13 protein-coding genes are annotated in these 16,309 nt (G+C 38.8%); 10 read left to right on the plus strand and 3 right to left on the minus strand.

All coding sequences use genetic code 11. The features are described from left to right. The first annotated feature begins 3 nt into the window (after window positions 1–3). From dnaN to F935_RS15440, 5 genes are all read left to right on the plus strand, one after another. Window positions 4–1,152 carry a DNA polymerase III subunit beta gene (gene dnaN / locus F935_RS15420; protein ID WP_016139735.1) on the plus strand — a complete coding sequence of 383 codons (1,149 nt, stop codon included), beginning with the start codon at window positions 4–6 and terminating at the stop codon, window positions 1,150–1,152. Window positions 1,153–1,166: 14 nt separating this feature from the next. After that, the gene (recF, locus tag F935_RS15425; protein ID WP_016139736.1) at window positions 1,167–2,249 is read left to right on the plus strand and encodes a DNA replication/repair protein RecF; all 1,083 of its coding nucleotides are present in this window, start codon (window positions 1,167–1,169) and stop codon (window positions 2,247–2,249) included. A gap of 52 nt (window positions 2,250–2,301) precedes the next feature. Beyond that, a complete protein-coding gene (gene gyrB, locus F935_RS15430; RefSeq protein ID WP_016139737.1) occupies window positions 2,302–4,770 on the plus strand; it encodes a DNA topoisomerase (ATP-hydrolyzing) subunit B in 2,469 nt (822 codons plus the stop codon). A gap of 37 nt (window positions 4,771–4,807) precedes the next feature. After that, the gene (gene cybC, locus F935_RS15435; RefSeq protein ID WP_016139738.1) at window positions 4,808–5,200 is read left to right on the plus strand and encodes a cytochrome b562; all 393 of its coding nucleotides are present in this window, start codon (window positions 4,808–4,810) and stop codon (window positions 5,198–5,200) included. A 135-nt stretch (window positions 5,201–5,335) separates the two neighbouring features. Continuing rightward, a complete protein-coding gene (locus F935_RS15440; RefSeq protein ID WP_016139739.1) occupies window positions 5,336–6,262 on the plus strand; it encodes a TolB-like translocation protein in 927 nt (308 codons plus the stop codon). A 50-nt stretch (window positions 6,263–6,312) separates the two neighbouring features. Here F935_RS15440 and F935_RS15445 read toward each other — a convergent pair whose 3' ends face one another. Further along, entirely contained in the window at window positions 6,313–8,241 is a 1,929-nt protein-coding gene (locus F935_RS15445) for an ATP-binding cassette domain-containing protein (protein WP_035366345.1), read from the minus strand. A 253-nt stretch (window positions 8,242–8,494) separates the two neighbouring features. Here F935_RS15445 and F935_RS15450 point away from each other — a divergent pair, with 253 nt between their 5' ends. The 4 genes from F935_RS15450 (at window position 8,495) to erpA (ending at window position 12,581) form a co-directional block, all read left to right on the plus strand. Further along, window positions 8,495–9,499, plus strand: a complete 1,005-nt coding sequence (locus F935_RS15450; RefSeq protein ID WP_016139741.1) for a putative solute-binding protein — start codon at window positions 8,495–8,497, stop codon at window positions 9,497–9,499. Window positions 9,500–9,754: 255 nt separating this feature from the next. Then, window positions 9,755–10,762 (plus strand): putative solute-binding protein, encoded by a 1,008-nt coding sequence (locus F935_RS18760; protein WP_003656045.1) that lies wholly within the window; start codon window positions 9,755–9,757, stop codon window positions 10,760–10,762. Between the two features lie 354 nt (window positions 10,763–11,116). Continuing rightward, window positions 11,117–12,121 (plus strand): putative solute-binding protein, encoded by a 1,005-nt coding sequence (locus F935_RS15460; RefSeq protein ID WP_016139742.1) that lies wholly within the window; start codon window positions 11,117–11,119, stop codon window positions 12,119–12,121. 124 nt (window positions 12,122–12,245) lie between these two features. Beyond that, entirely contained in the window at window positions 12,246–12,581 is a 336-nt protein-coding gene (gene erpA / locus F935_RS15465; RefSeq protein ID WP_003656048.1) for an iron-sulfur cluster insertion protein ErpA, read from the plus strand. Between the two features lie 61 nt (window positions 12,582–12,642). Here erpA and F935_RS15470 read toward each other — a convergent pair whose 3' ends face one another. Further along, window positions 12,643–13,485 (minus strand): alpha/beta fold hydrolase, encoded by an 843-nt coding sequence (locus tag F935_RS15470; protein WP_016139743.1) that lies wholly within the window; start codon window positions 13,483–13,485, stop codon window positions 12,643–12,645. A 127-nt stretch (window positions 13,486–13,612) separates the two neighbouring features. Next, window positions 13,613–14,740, minus strand: coding sequence for an anhydro-N-acetylmuramic acid kinase (locus F935_RS15475; protein ID WP_016139744.1), 1,128 nt, complete (start codon window positions 14,738–14,740; stop codon window positions 13,613–13,615). 61 nt (window positions 14,741–14,801) lie between these two features. Here F935_RS15475 and tyrS point away from each other — a divergent pair, with 61 nt between their 5' ends. Further along, window positions 14,802–16,034: a tyrosine--tRNA ligase gene (gene tyrS, locus F935_RS15480; RefSeq protein WP_080645633.1), complete on the plus strand. Its 1,233-nt coding sequence runs from the start codon at window positions 14,802–14,804 to the stop codon at window positions 16,032–16,034. Window positions 16,035–16,309: the final 275 nt, after the last annotated feature.

Below are 16,309 nucleotides of genomic sequence, written 5' to 3' on the forward strand. Positions count from 1 at the left end.
ATCGTGCGTTTGAAAATCGCTAAAGAAAGTTTACTCAATGTTTTATCGCATGTTGTCGGTGCGGTAGAACGTCGTCATACATTGAATATTCTTTCAAACGTAAAAATTCAGACTAATGCTCAGGCGCTCACCATTACTGGTTCCGACCTAGAAGTCGAACTAGTTGCGAGCACTGTTTTAACAGAAGGGGCATGCCTTGAAGCAGGGGAAACCACAGTCCCTGCCCGTAAATTAATGGAAATTTGTAAGTCATTGCCTACAGCTGCATTAATTGATTTACAAATTACTGAAGATCAAAGATGTATTTTAAAGTCTGGTAATAGCCGTTTTGTATTAGGGACTTTGCCAGCAGAAGATTATCCATTATTGACGACTGAAAATAGTCAAGGTACTCAAGTACAAGTTACCCAACGTGAGTTAAAGCGTTTATTTGAAAAAACTGCTTTTGCGATGGCTGTACAAGATGTACGTTTCTATTTAACGGGTACTTTATTGGAAATTGATGAAAATCAATTACGTGCAGTAACAACTGATGGTCACCGTTTAGCACTTTGTGAAATTACGGCTTCTTCTTCGTCATCTCAATTGGTTCAGGCCATTGTACCTCGTAAAGCTGTGGGTGAATTACAGCGTTTGCTGAGTATTGAAGATGAACAATTAACATTGTTGATTGGTCGTGAGTTGTTAAATGTAACCATCAATACGCCAAGTCGTGACAAGGAACAGGGAGATATTACTGTTCGTTTTACGACAAAATTGATTGATGGAAAATTCCCTGATTATCGTCGTGTAATTCCACGTGGTGGTGATAAACATGTATTAATTAGCCATGATGTATTTAAGCAATCATTACAGCGTGTCGCAATTTTGAGTAATGAAAAATTACGTGGCGTTTTCTTGAATTTCAATCAGGATTCTTTACAGCTTCGTGCGAATAACCCTGAGCAAGATGAGGCTATTGAAGATTTAGCTATTCAATATCAAAATGTACCGCTTGAAATGTCATTTAATGCGCAATATTTACTTGAAGTATTGGGTGTGCTTGATGGTGATGATGTAAATATGAGCATGAGTGAGGCGAATCAGTCTGTTTTGGTTCAAGACCCAGCACATACTGATCAAACTTATGTAGTTATGCCGATGCGTGTATAGTCTGGCTATCTAATATGCATCTTACGCGCTTAAACATTGAACGCGTGCGTAATTTAAAAACGGTTGCACTCCAAGGGTTGCAACCGTTTAATATATTTTATGGCGCTAATGGTTCAGGAAAAACCTCAATTCTGGAAGCAATTCATTTGCTTGCAACAGGACGATCGTTTCGCACTCATATTCCTAAAAATTATATTCAGTATGCTGCCGAAGATGCGATTGTTTTTGCACAGTCTAGTACTGAGAAAATTGGCATGCAAAAGTTAGCATCTGGTGAGCAGTTGATGAAGGTCAATGGCGATACTGTGGCTACCCAAGGCCAACTTGCTAAATTACTTCCTTTGCAGCATCTTGATCCACAAAGTACAGATATTATTGACCATGGGGCAAAACCACGACGCCAACTTTTGGATTGGCTGATGTTCCACGTGGAACCTGAGTTTTATTTTGCTTGGCAATACTATTCGCGCGCATTAAAACAGCGAAATACGTTACTTAAAACTAGGCGGAATTTATCTTTGGCTGATCTAGAGCCTTGGAACAAAATGCTGAGTGATTATGGTGAAATTTTGCACTCTCAGCGCTTGGGTATTGTGGAACAATGGAATGTCTTTTTTCAAAATGATTTGAGTCAATTACTCCCTGATCTTGAAATTGAACTGGAGTACAGTCCAGGTTTTCATACAGAGCAGGGACTCATGCAAGACCTGCTCAATCAACACCAAAAAGACATTGACCGACGGTATACCGAATATGGTCCACATCGAGCAGATTTGCGCTTAAAAACCCCTTATGGACATGCTGATGTGGTTTTATCAAGAGGTCAGAAAAAACTGCTGATTATTGCTTTAAAACTGTCACAAATTGCAATGTTGCATGCGAGTAATAAGGAAACTGTGGTATTATTAGATGATCTGACAGCAGAATTAGACTTAACCGCACAACAACGTTTAATTGAACGATTAAGCCAACTTGGTAGCCAGGTTTTTATGACAACTTTAGATCATGCATCGGTAAAAAAGCATTTACATGATTTGTCTATTTCATATCAATTATTCAATGTTGAATCCGGTCAAGTTAGTCTTGCTTCACCATAATTTTTTGATGTTACCCATCTTTGAATAAACCTATATTTGCTAGGGAGAAACCATGAGTTCAGAGTCTCAATCAGCCTCTCAAACAGAACAAACCAATGAAAAGGCTTATGATTCCTCTAGTATTAAAGTATTACGTGGATTAGATGCAGTTCGTAAACGTCCGGGTATGTATATTGGGGATACAGACGACGGTACCGGTTTACACCATATGGTATTCGAGGTAGTCGATAACGCGATCGATGAAGCTTTAGCTGGGCATTGTGATGAAATTATTGTCACTATTCATGAAGATGAATCAGTAAGCGTTTCGGATAATGGCCGTGGTATTCCAACTGATATTCACCCTGAAGAAGGTGTTTCTGCAGCGGAAGTAATTCTTACCATTCTGCACGCAGGCGGTAAGTTTGATGACAACAGCTATAAGGTTTCAGGTGGTTTACACGGCGTAGGTGTTTCTGTAGTAAACGCACTTTCGAGTAAATTACATTTAATGATTTCTCGTGCCGGTCAAGTGCATGAGCAAGAATATCAACACGGTGATCCGCAATATCCATTACGTGTGATTGGTGAAACGGATAAGAGTGGTACAACCGTACGTTTTTGGCCAAGTGAATTAACATTTACCCAAACCATTTTTAACGTGGAAATTCTAGCGCGTCGTTTACGTGAGCTTTCATTCTTAAATGCGGGCGTGCGTATTGTATTACGCGATGAACGTATTAACTTTGAACATGTATATGACTACGAAGGTGGATTATCTGAGTTTGTAAAATACATTAACGAAGGTAAAACTCATCTCAATGAGATTTTCCATTTTACTGCGGATACAGATAGCGGTATTGGTGTAGAAGTAGCCTTACAGTGGAATGAAAGTTATCAAGAAAACGTTCGTTGTTTTACCAATAACATTCCTCAAAAAGATGGCGGTAGCCATTTAGCTGGTTTCCGTGCAGCTTTGACGCGTGGTTTAAACCAATATCTTGAAAATGAAAATATTCTCAAGAAAGAAAAAGTCAATGTAACGGGCGACGATGCACGTGAAGGCTTAACCGCTATTATTTCGGTAAAAGTGCCTGATCCTAAGTTCTCATCTCAAACCAAAGAAAAACTGGTATCGAGTGAAGTAAAGCCTGCTGTTGAGCAAGCAATGAACAAAGAGTTCTCTGCTTACTTACTTGAAAACCCGCAAGCTGCAAAGTCAATTGCCGGTAAGATTATTGATGCTGCACGTGCGCGTGATGCTGCACGTAAAGCGCGTGAAATGACACGTCGTAAGAGCGCACTTGATATTGCTGGTTTACCAGGTAAATTGGCAGATTGTCAGGAAAAAGATCCAGCACTTTCTGAATTATATCTTGTCGAGGGTGACTCTGCGGGTGGTAGTGCCAAGCAAGGTCGTAACCGTAAAATGCAGGCTATTTTGCCGTTGAAAGGTAAAATCCTGAACGTTGAACGTGCACGCTTTGACAAAATGATTTCTAGTCAGGAAGTGGGGACTTTAATTACTGCTCTCGGCTGTGGTATTGGTCGTGAAGAATATAATCCTGACAAGCTGCGTTATCATAAAATCATTATCATGACCGATGCCGACGTTGATGGTTCGCACATTCGAACTTTGTTATTAACGTTCTTCTTCCGTCAAATGCCAGAATTGGTTGAGCGTGGGTATATCTATATTGCACAGCCACCTTTATACAAATTGAAAAAAGGTAAGCAAGAACAATACATCAAAGATAATGATGCATTGGAAAATTATTTAATTTCAAATGCGATTGATGAGCTATCTTTGCATACCAATGCTGAAGCACCATCAATTACAGGTGAAGCACTTGCTAAAGTCATTCAAGATTATCAAGTTTCGCAAAAGAGCTTACAGCGCTTAACGTTACGTTATCCAGCTAGCTTACTAGATGCTTTACTTGAAGTAGATGCATTCAAGAGCGATCAAAATCATGATCAGGCTTATGTACAACAATGGGCTGATCAAGTAAAAGATATCATTACAAGATTACAGCCAAGTTTACGTCCAGAGATTACACTAGAGTCATTTGAACGTGAAAATGCTCAGGGTGAAAAATCTGCGCATTATTGGCCGCGTATTACGGTATATGTTCATAACCTTCCACATGCATATTTGCTTGATGCAGGTTTATTGAACTCAGCTGAGTATGCTCGTTTGCTGAAAAACTCAAAGAGTTGGTTCAGTTTGCTTGAAGATGGCGCTTATTTACAAAAAGGTGATCGCCGTATTCAAGTGGCTAACTTCCATCAAGTTTGGCAACACATTTTGCAAGATTCGCGCCGTGGGATGATGATCCAGCGCTATAAAGGTCTTGGTGAGATGAATGCTGAACAGCTTTGGGAAACGACAATGGACCCTGAAAACCGTCATATGTTGCAGGTAACTATTGACGATGCGATCGAAGCAGACCGTATGTTCTCTTGCTTAATGGGTGATGATGTGGAACCACGTCGTGCATTCATTGAAGAGAATGCTTTAAATGCAGATATTGATGCTTAATTGATAGCACGATTCTAAATCAGTCTAGGGAGAGAAGATGATGGGTCAGAAAGTATTAGCTAGTTTGTTAATCTCATGCGCGTTTTTAGGAAGCTCTGCTGTTTGGGCAGCTGATTTAGAAACGAATATGAAAACTTTAGCTAAGAGTACTAAAGCATTTGCTGAAGCAAAAGATACTGCTAATGCGAAACAACAACTTGTTGTAATGCGTGAAGCGGCAGTTTCTTCTAAGCAATATTTGCCACATAAACTCGAAGGTTTACCTTCAGGAAATGTACAGGTAAAAGAGTACCAAGCTGGTTTAGATCAGCTTGTTGCTGAGATTGATAAAGTAACTGCATTAGTTGGGCAAGGACAATTAGACCAAGCAAAAACTGAAGCAATCAATTTAGTCAAAATTCGAAATGAAAATCATAAAAAATTTAGATAATTGATTTTTTATGATAAAGGGCTAATCATCATTAGCCCTTTTTTTGTATCCGAAAAAGCATTTTGTTTAACAAGTAAACTATTCGAAGTTATATTCTCTATGCGGTACTTACTAATAACAATAGGAAATATAATTATGAAAAAGATTTATAAACTCATATTGGGTAGCATTCTTTTTGTCACTAGTGTTTTTCAATTGCATGCTGCTACAGCTCCAACCTTTTATGGAAAATTAGTATTTCATCGTTATAGTGATTATGACGCATGGGACAGTAAGCTTTATCTTTATAACTTCACAACGCAGCAGACTACATTACTGGGCACCAACTGGAAAATCGATCATATGATGAATGGTCACTTTTCCCCAGATGGAAAATGGTTAACTTTTATGGGGGTTAACTCTGGGCAGCATTATGGCGATGCATGGGATGTGTATGCTTGGAAAGTGGGTAGTAGTGAGTTACCCATTAACTTAACTCAGGGAAATAATAAACGCGATGAAGATCCAAAATTCATAGATAACCAGCGTATTATTTTTAAACAAAATGGCGATTTAAAAATCGTCAAAATGACTGATCGTACAATTACGTCAGTCACTCAAAATGGTTGGGATATAGAAGAGTCTATGCCTTATCCAATGGTCAATACTACCCAAATTTTATATGCAAAAGGTGCTGGGGATAATTCTAGAATTTTCAGTATCGATCAATCGGGCGCATATAATACACAACTGACCAAGATTGCCTCATATTATCCAGTATGGTGGCAGGGAAGCCAGTTTTTATATGTGTGCTGGTATAGCTCAACAAATGCCCATGATCAGATCTATCTTTATGATATGGTTAATAAACAAACCACACGTTTGCCATTTAACAGCCCTAATTATGATACTTCAGACCCTGCGCCTTTAGACCAACGTTACATGGTTGTATCTCTTGCGGGTCAGACAGGAAGCCGTGGTGGTTATGATCTATATATCGCGGATAGTTTATCAAGTAATGTTTGGCCTTTAGCTGTAAATACCAATTTAAATGAATTAGGGGCTTTTTATACCCCTTATTAGTTAATAAAAAAGCCGATTAAGAAATCGGCTTTTTTATTTTGGAAAATAGATTATTCAAAAGAAGTTTCCATTTCTTCCAATTCCATCATAAGTTCTAAAAGCTGCTCTTCATGTTGCTCAAGTTTAGCCTTCAGCTCGGTCTGCTCATTCATAAGTTTCAACAGATCATCCTTACGTGCAGCCTCATATAGAGATGTGTCTGCTAGAGATTCTTCAATCTTTACAAGCTGTGGTTGAAGTTTCTCAATTTGAGACTCAACTTTTTCGATATTTTTACGAATAGGTCGAGTTTGTTCACGACGGCGAGCTGCTTCTTTACGCTGCGCTTCTTTATCAACTTTAGAAGGGGTAGCAGCAGTAGAGGAAGAAGTATTTTGCCCTACAGCATTCTGAGCATTGATAAGTTGCTGACGTGCTTCACGTAGCCATTTTGCATAATCCTGTAAATCACCTTCAAACTCGGTAGATTTACCGCCGTGTACCAAAAGAAGCTCGTCACAAACACTTGCAATGAGTTGACGTTCATGGGAAACCAACACGACAGCACCTTCAAAGTCTTGTAATGCCATGCTTAGTGCATGACGCATATCAAGATCTAAATGGTTAGTCGGTTCATCTAGAATTAAAACATTTGGACGCTGCCATACAATGAGGGCGAGGGCTAAACGAGCGCGCTCTCCACCAGAAAAGGTTTCACATGGTGTATCCATGCGTTCACCACTAAAGCCAAAACTACCTAAGAACGAACGGAGGGTCGCTTCACTAATTTTTTTATCTGCTAAACGAGCAAGCTGTAACATTGGAGTAGCATGGCCATCTAAAGCATCCATTTGGTGCTGGGCAAAGTAACCAATATTAAGTAACTCTGACGCCTTACGTTCGCCTGCTAAGAGCGGTAAATCACCTACTAAGCTCTTAATTAAGGTCGATTTACCCGCGCCGTTCATACCAAGTAAACCAATACGTGAGGTTGGTGTAATTTGTAATCTGATTTTTTCGGCAATTTGTTTATCGCCATAACCAATGCTGGCATTGTCTAAAGTCAGCAAAGGAGAACTCATTTTGGTGGGTTCACGGAAACTAAAAGTAAACGGCGTATCTACATGAGCAGGTGCAAGTTGCTGCATGCGCTCAAGTTGTTTAATACGGCTTTGCGCCTGACGAGCTTTTGTCGCTTTTGCTTTAAAACGATCAATAAATTTTTGTAGGTGAGCGCGCGTTTCTTCTTGTTTCTCAAAAGCTTGTTGTTGCTGGGCAAGACGTTCACTACGTGTGGTTTCAAATGTAGAGTAGTTTCCGGTGTAAAGGGTGAGTTCCTGATTTTCGATATGCAGAATATGATCTGTAATCGCATCTAAAAAGTCGCGGTCATGCGAAATTAGGATAAGTGTACCTTCATAGGCTTTAAGCCAATCTTCTAACCACAAGATTGCGTCTAAGTCTAAGTGGTTTGTTGGTTCATCTAGTAATAATAAATCTGAACGGCTCATTAGGGTACGCGCTAAATTTAAGCGCATTCGCCATCCACCAGAGAAACTCTCAACATTTAAACGCAATTGATTGTCTAGAAAACCAAGACCAGCCATGAGTTGAGCAGCTTTAGATGGTGCTGAATAACCATGAATTTCATCAAATCGGCCATGCAATTGAGCCAGTTCAGAGTCAGTAAGTTGATCTGGTTGAGCAAGCTTATTTTGAATATCCCAAAACTCTTCATCACCTGAAAGAACAAAATCAATTGCAGGCATGTCTAGTGCTTTTATTTCTTGCGCCATATGCGCGACAGTCCAGCCTGAAGGACGAGTAAGTGAACCTTCATCGGCACCTAAACTCCCAAGTAATGCAGCAAATAACGTCGATTTACCTGCACCATTTACACCAGTTAGACCAATCTTCCAACCTGGGTGTAATTGCATAGACGCTTTTTGAAATAAAATACGTCCACCGCGGCGTAAAGAAACTTGGTCAAATTGAATCATCTTATTGTATCGAGGTGAGTTAGGGATGCTGTATTTTAAAGACAACTGTCGATGAAAACAAAACATTCCGGATTTTAGTGAGTCACATTCAATAATTGCATGTATTAAGATAGGCTGGATTTCGCTATTCATCCGAAATTTTCAAAATATTGAACAAGATAGAACACATTTAAAAAAATATGACTAAAATAAAAACAGTTTAAGGTTTGGTTGATTAATGAGCTACTAATAAAACTAGACTAAGGAAAGTCAAATGAAAAAAAGATTGGGGATTGTTAGTGCAGTATTTTACTGTGCTATGGGAACAGCACATGCGGGACAAAATGTGTGTGTATTTGATTTATTAGGAAAGTCAGGGGAATCCTATAAATTGATGGAAGAGTGGGCGCTTGCAGCGAAAGAGTGGCAAGCTGATATCACTTTAATTCCATTTCAAGATGAAGCTTTGGTTGACCGTAGGCTGCGTGAGGGTAAATGTGATGCCGCTTATATGACCTCCATGCGGGCACGAAATTACAATAAATTTGCAGGTTCGATCGATGCGATTGGTGGGGTCACCAGTAATGCAATTGCCCAAAAAGCAATTAGCTATGTTTTAGATAAGCGCAATAAACATCGTATGGTAACTGCACAAAATGGAACCAATTACGAGGTCGCCGGGATTGTTCAGATTGGATTGGCGTATTTATTTGTAAGAGATAAAAGCCTGAATTCAATTGAAAAAGTACGTGGAACTAAGTTTGCTATTTTGCAATATGACGCAGCACAGAAAATTATGGTTGAAAGCGTTGGTGCAAAACCCATCCCTTCTGAAATTACCGATTTTGTGAAAAAGTTTAATAGTGGCCAAGTCGATGCAATTGCTGCACCAGCGTATGCTTATAAACCTTTAGAGATTGGTAAAGGAATTGGAACGAATGGGGCAATGTTTACTTTTCCAGTGGTGAATGTCACTGGTGATTTAATTGCGAGAAATGATAAGTTTCCAGTCGCTTTTGGAATAAAGTCGCGTGATTGGTTTATACAAAAACTACCTCAGAACTTTGCCATGATCAAACGCCTAGAAATGGGTGTGCCATCAAAAATTAAAATGAATTTTTCAGCCGAAGACAAAACTAAATATCAAAAGATTTTACGTGATGGTCGCATCAGCTTAACAAAACAAGGTGTGTACGATGCAACAATGATGAGTGTGCTGAAGCGTGCTCGCTGTACAGTCGAACGGATAAATTTTGAATGTACGCTTAATGGAGAGTAGTTTATTTTTTAAACACAAAAACGCTACATATATTTCAAAACTGAATATGGGTATGAAAATTGTGAATATAAAAAATAACTTACGTAAAATCAGCTATTTTTCTTACTAATAAATAATTTGTGTCTGACAAACAATGATCTGAAGGAATAAAAAAAATTGAGTAAATGCTCTATTTTTTTCTAAAAAACATGATTAATATCTGTCTTTGAAAGGAAACTTCAAACAAAAAATCTGTTCCGTGGAAGGATAAAGAAAATGAAAAAAATCGTACTTGCTATGGCTGCCGCTTCTGTTGTTGGTTTTTCTGCTTCAGCGCAAGCAGCGAGTACCGTATGTGTATTCGACCTCTTAGGAAAAGCAGGCGACTCATATAAAATGATGGAAGAATGGGCTCTAGCTGCAAAAGGCTGGGGTACTGAAATTAACTTAGTTCCTCGTCAGGACGAGGCTGTTGCTGATAATGATTTTAAAGCAGGCAAATGTGATGCTGTAGCAATGACAGCAATGCGTGCACGCCAATATAACAAATTCGCAGGATCTATCGACTCACTCGGCGGTGTTCCAAATAACCAAATCGCTCAACGTGCAATTACTTATGTATTAGATGCGCGTAATGCAGCAAAAATGACCACTAATATGGGTGGTAAAAAATACGAAGTTGCTGGTATTTCTCCGCTAGGTTCAGCATTTATTTTCGTACGTGACAAAAACATCAACTCTGTTGAAAAAGCTGCGGGTAAAAAATTCGCCGTGTTAGGTTATGACGATGCACAAAAAATTATGGTGCAACGCGTAGGTGCTCAAGCGGTTCTTTCTGATATTTCAAACTTTGCTGCGAAATTTAACAATGGTCAGGTAGATATGGTAGGTGCGCCTGCTTATGCTTACAAACCATTAGAGTTAAATAAAGGTTTAGGTGCAAACGGTGTAATGTGGAACTTCCCTGTATTACACGTTACAGCAGATCTAGTATTACGTTCTGATAAATTCCCAGCTGGTTTTGGTCAAAAATCTCGTGACTGGTTTGTTAAACAGTTGCCTAAGAACTTTGCAATGATCAACCGTTTAGAAGCGCAAATTCCTGGCAAATACAAAATGAACTTAAGTGCAGAAGATAAACTTAAGTATCAAAAAATGTTGCGTGATGGCCGTATGGACTTAACTAAACGCGGTGTTTACGATGCAGGAATGATGTCTGTATTGAAAAAAGCACGTTGTTCTGTAGACAAGGCTAACTTTGAATGTTCAATGCCTGGTGAATAACCTTAATTTCTTTCAGAAAGCCTAGACCTAGTTCTAGGCTTTTTGTTTTATATGTGCTGTCAGTTCTGCCATTGTGGTTAGTTAGAAAGACGTTAAGCTAAATTTAGATAAAAACTTCATAAGGAAACATGAAGGTATAAAAATGGATCAAGGACTTGAGTGATTAAAATAATTGCTAATAGATAGGTCAATCGCTATCTATTTTTCATGGAAATAAAATCATAAAAGCAAAATGGATTCGTAAAAATATCTTCAACATGATTTTTTATATGAAGCCTATCCCACTCATACCTTATGGGTGTGAAATTTCTTGGTATCGAAAAACAAAAACTCCACAAGGAAAGGAAAAAGAATATGCAATTTTCCAAAATGCTATTACTTGCGATGGGACTTACTACAGTTTCTTTTGCAGCTCAGGCTAAACAAACAGTATGTGTTTTTGACTTCGTTGGTAAAAATGGCGATGTGTATGCATTAATGAAGGATTATCAACTTGCCGCTAAAAACTGGGGAGCTGATATTGAACTTAAAGTAAACCAAAACGAAGCCGTGATTGCTGAAGATTTTAAAGCAGGCAAATGTGATGGTATTAGTGTGTCAGGGATGCGTGGTCGTCAATTTAATTCATTTACTGGATCATTAGACGCGATCGGAGCCATTCCTGACCTCAAGCTTGCTGTAAAAATAATGCAAGGTTTAGCGAGTCCGACTTTTAGTAAATATATGGTTAATGGTCGCTATGAGGTTGTAGGTGTTATTCCAGTTGGTGATGCTTATCTTTTAGTAAACGATCGCAGCATCAATACAGTAGCGAAAGCCGCAGGAAAGAAAATTGCGGTTCTTGACTATGATGAAGCTCAAAAAATTATGGTTCAGCAAGTAGGGGCGCAGGCTGTTAGTGCAGATATAACAAATTTCGGTGCTAAATTTAATAATCATCAAGTTGATATTATTGGTGCGCCAGCAGCAGCATTTAAACCTTTAGAACTACAAAAAGGTTTAGGAACAAAAGGCGCGATTGTAAATTATCCGATTTTACAGGTGACAGGAAATATTATTATCCGTCCTGATAAGTTCCCAGCTGGTTTTGGTCAGAAATCTAGAGAATGGGTTTCGGGTCAGTTACCACGTGCCTTTACCATCTTGGGTAAAATGAAAGCTGATATTCCACAAAAATACTGGATGGATGTTCCAGCAGCAGATAAACCGGGTTACCAAAAGCTCATGCGTGAATCACGAATTAACCTTACACAACGTGGTGTGTACGATAAACGTATGATGAAACTCCTTTGGCAATTCCGTTGTAAGCAAGATGCTAAAAACTTCGAATGTGGTTTACAGGAAGAAAATTACAAATAATCTTGATAAAAATACTCAAGATTGGCTTTAAACTTCGAAGACAGACCCTATATTGATTATGCTATACTCAATATAGGGTCTTTTTTATTTTGAAAGGCACAGCAAAATCCGAGGAACAATCATCATGAATGCCCAAGCTCTAGTTTTGACAGATAATGCTGCCAATAAGGTACGCCAACTCCGTGATAGTGAAGGGAATGACGATCTCATGTTACGTGTCTATGTAACAGGAGGCGGGTGTTCAGGGTTTTCATATGGCTTTAATTTTGCTGAAAGCGTAAATGAAGATGATGCAGAATTTGTAAATGGCGATGTAAAAATGCTTGTGGACTCACTTAGCTATCAATATTTAATTGGCTCAGTGGTTGACTATGTAGAAGGTCTTGAAGGGTCACGTTTTATTATCCAAAACCCGAATGCAACAACAACATGTGGTTGTGGTTCTTCGTTCTCGATTTAAAAAGAATTTTAAAATTTAAAAAACCTCTCTATTTGGAGAGGTTTTTTTATTGGTCAGATCATTATTTTTCACGGACAGATTCTAAAAAGTATTGCACCAGTTCAGGTGCATTCTGATATGGAATCCAATGCGTCGCATCCATAAAAACTGCATCATAACTATTGTTAAAATAACCTGAGTTTAGCTCGGCACTTTTTTCTGTAACGGCAATATCATGTTTACCCCAAATAAAAAGAGTAGGAACATCTATTGCTTTAAACGGATTTTGAGGTTTGTCCCAAAAAAAGCCACGATACCAATTTAACGCCGTAGTTAATCTATTTTCTTCTATAAACTCAGCCTCGAATATCGCAATTTGCTCTTCGGTCATACCTGATGACTTAAGAAACTTCCGGCCCAATTTAGGTATCTTTTTAAATAAAAGTTCGGGCAGAATCGGTAGCTGAAAAATTGCAAAATAATAAGATTTAAAAAGTTGTCTGCTGCTTAAACAGGCTCTTAAAAAAGCAGCTTGGTGGGGAACAGAAACTAAAGTGAGATGTTGAATATATTGTGGATATTTCATCGCAACGCCCGAAGCGATTGCTGAACCCCAGTCATGTCCAATTAAATAAACTGGCTGGCCAAGCTGCTCAATTAAACTTGCCACATCTTCTACAAGTTCACTCAGTGAATATTGAAAGCGGCTTTGAGGACTAGCATTTAAACTATAACCGCGTTGATGAATCGCAAGCGTTCTAAATTGATGTTGATGCAATAACTCGGAGGCTTGCTCCCAACTATGAGCAGTTTCTGGAAAACCATGCAATAAAACAACGAGTGGACCATCTATAGGGCCTGAATCAATCACATCGAATGTCCAAGCCCCACGTGTGTATTGATGAATACGTTTAGTCAGATCCATGAAAACATGCCTTAAATTATTTTTGTCGGCATTTATCATGAGTTTTTATACTCATTTAAATAACAGCATTTCGGGTCAGTAAATGTGCTATGAGGTCGAATCTAACCAATCAAATCAACAAATAGTTTTATACCGCTGTGATCGTACCTAGAACTCTGAAATCCGAAGCACCTGTTACTGCTGGCAAATTACCACTTAAACCATTTACAAAACGCATTGCTAACCACGCAAATGCTGTAGCTTCGACCCAAGTAGGGGAGAGTCCTAAAACATCTGTAGGTTGAACAGACCAATTGTGCTTACGAAGACGCCAGCGTAATTGTTCTAATAAATAAGAGTTATAAGCACCACCACCACAAACATATACTTCACCTGTTTCCATCTCAGAACGATAAATCGCTTTTTGAATGGCACGCACAGTAAGCTTTAATAAAGTGGCTTGGATATTTTCAGGTGTATCTTCTAACTCATCGTAAGTTAAATCATTACGCCAATCGATTAACTGATCATCTAACCAGTCAAGATTAAAGTCTTCACGTCCCGTACTTTTAGGTGGTTCTTTAGAAAAATATTCATGCGCATGAAGACGGTCGAGTAAAGAGCGAATAGGATGACCATAGGCAGCCCAATCGCCATTTTCATCATATGGATGGCCTGTATGGCGATGGCACCAAGCATCCATCAAAATATTTGCAGGCCCTGTATCAAAACCAAAGACGCCATCAGCATTATTGGCAGGCAACATGCTCACATTAGCAATACCACCCAAATTCAAAATCACACGATGAATACTCGGATGTTGAAATAGTGCTTGATGGAAAGCCGGAACCAATGGCGCACCTTGACCGCCTGCTGCCATATCTCTACGACGGAAATCTGAAACAACAGGAATCTGAGTGATTTCAGTAATGATATTTGGATCGCCAATTTGTAACGTAAACCCATGTTCTGGACGGTGCCGAATGGTTTGTCCATGCGAACCAATTGCTTTAATTTGACTACGATCTAACTGGTTTTTTTCAATTAGATGATTAATGCCCTGACCAATCATCTGCGCTAAAGCAACATCAGCTTTACCCATGCGGTCAATTTCATTGTCATCAGGTAAAGTTAACGACATAAGCTCATCACGTAACTCGGGTTCAAATGGAACTGTAAGAGTGGCATGAAGCTGTAGTGGCTCAAATGAAGCCGCAACAATATCTACACCATCCATACTAGTGCCAGTCATTACGCCGATATAGATTGCGCTCATATGCAACTTCCCCTGCAAGACGCTGAAAAAATGTTAGTATATCGCACAAATTGAATAACTGATGTGTTTAGGTTTTGTGATGTCAAATTTCTTGCCCGCCGAAGAACAGCTTGCCCTCATCCAACGAGGCACGCACGAAATTATTTCAGAAGAAGATTTACTGAAAAAGCTCAAAGAGAATCGTCCTCTTAAAATTAAAGCTGGTTTCGACCCTACAGCACCAGATTTACATTTAGGACATACGGTTCTTATTAACAAACTAAAAACTTTCCAAGATTTGGGCCATGAAGTTACCTTCTTGATTGGTGACTATACAGCTATGATTGGTGACCCAACTGGTAAAAGCGCAACTCGTCCGCCATTGTCACGTGAACAAGTAGAAGCCAACGCTAAAACTTATCAAGAACAAGTTTTCAAAATATTAGATCCGAATAAAACAAAAGTACGTTTCAACTCAGAATGGTTTAATCAAAAGTCTGCTGCTGATCTTATTCAGCTAGCAAGCCAACAAACTGTATCTCGCATGTTAGAGCGTGATGACTTTACAAAGCGTTATAGCAACCATCAGCCAATTGCAATCCATGAGTTTTTATATCCTTTAGTTCAAGGTTATGACTCTATTGCACTTGAAGCTGACGTTGAGTTAGGCGGTACAGATCAGACCTTTAACTTACTTATGGGTCGTACTTTACAAAGCCGTTATGGTCAAGAATCACAAGTGTGTATCACTGTGCCGATTCTAGAAGGTTTAGATGGCGTAAATAAAATGTCTAAATCTTTAGCTAACTATATTGGTGTGTTTGATACACCAGGGGCAATGTACCAAAAAGTTTTATCAATGCCTGATTCTTTAATTGAACGCTATTTCGATTTACTCAGCTTTAAATCTCTAGATGAGATCAAAACTTTATTAGATGAAATTGCTGCTGGTCGTAATCCACAAGAAGTAAAACGTATTCTTGCACTTGAGCTAGTTGAACGTTTCCATGATGCAGAAGCTGCCGCTAATGCCCATAAAAGTGCTGGTAACGTTATTACAGAAGGTGAAGTACCAGAAGACACACCAGAAGTGACTATTTCACGTGGTGAGTTTGGTGGAGAAATCTTTATTGCCACGATTCTACGTGTAGCTGGTCTAAATCCAAATGCAGCAGCAGCAAAAGATGCAGTAGCTCGCGGTGCAGTAAAAGTTGACTGGAATGCTGTTGATGCAGGTTTCTCTGTAAAAGAAAACGGTACTTTCATTATCCAGTCAGGTAAAAAAGCAATTGCCCGTGTAACGTTCACTGACTAAGGATGTTATGTAGTGATAAAAGGCAGGAGTAATCCTGCTTTTTTTATTTAATGGTCACAAAAGCAATTTAACGTTCCACGTGGAACAATCTATAGTTCAATAATAATGAAAAGTAATCAAAGCAAATAAGAAAATAGAAATATAGTTTGAGAGTAGAGTATTTGCTCTAATATATCTTTGGAATCTTTGGAATCTTTGGAATCTTTGGAATCTTTGGAATCTTTGGAATCTTTGGAATCTTTGGAATCTTTGGAATCTTTGGAATCTTTGGAATC

It is taken from the genome of Acinetobacter calcoaceticus ANC 3811, from assembly GCF_000399665.1.
GTDB lineage: Bacteria > Pseudomonadota > Gammaproteobacteria > Pseudomonadales > Moraxellaceae > Acinetobacter > Acinetobacter calcoaceticus_B.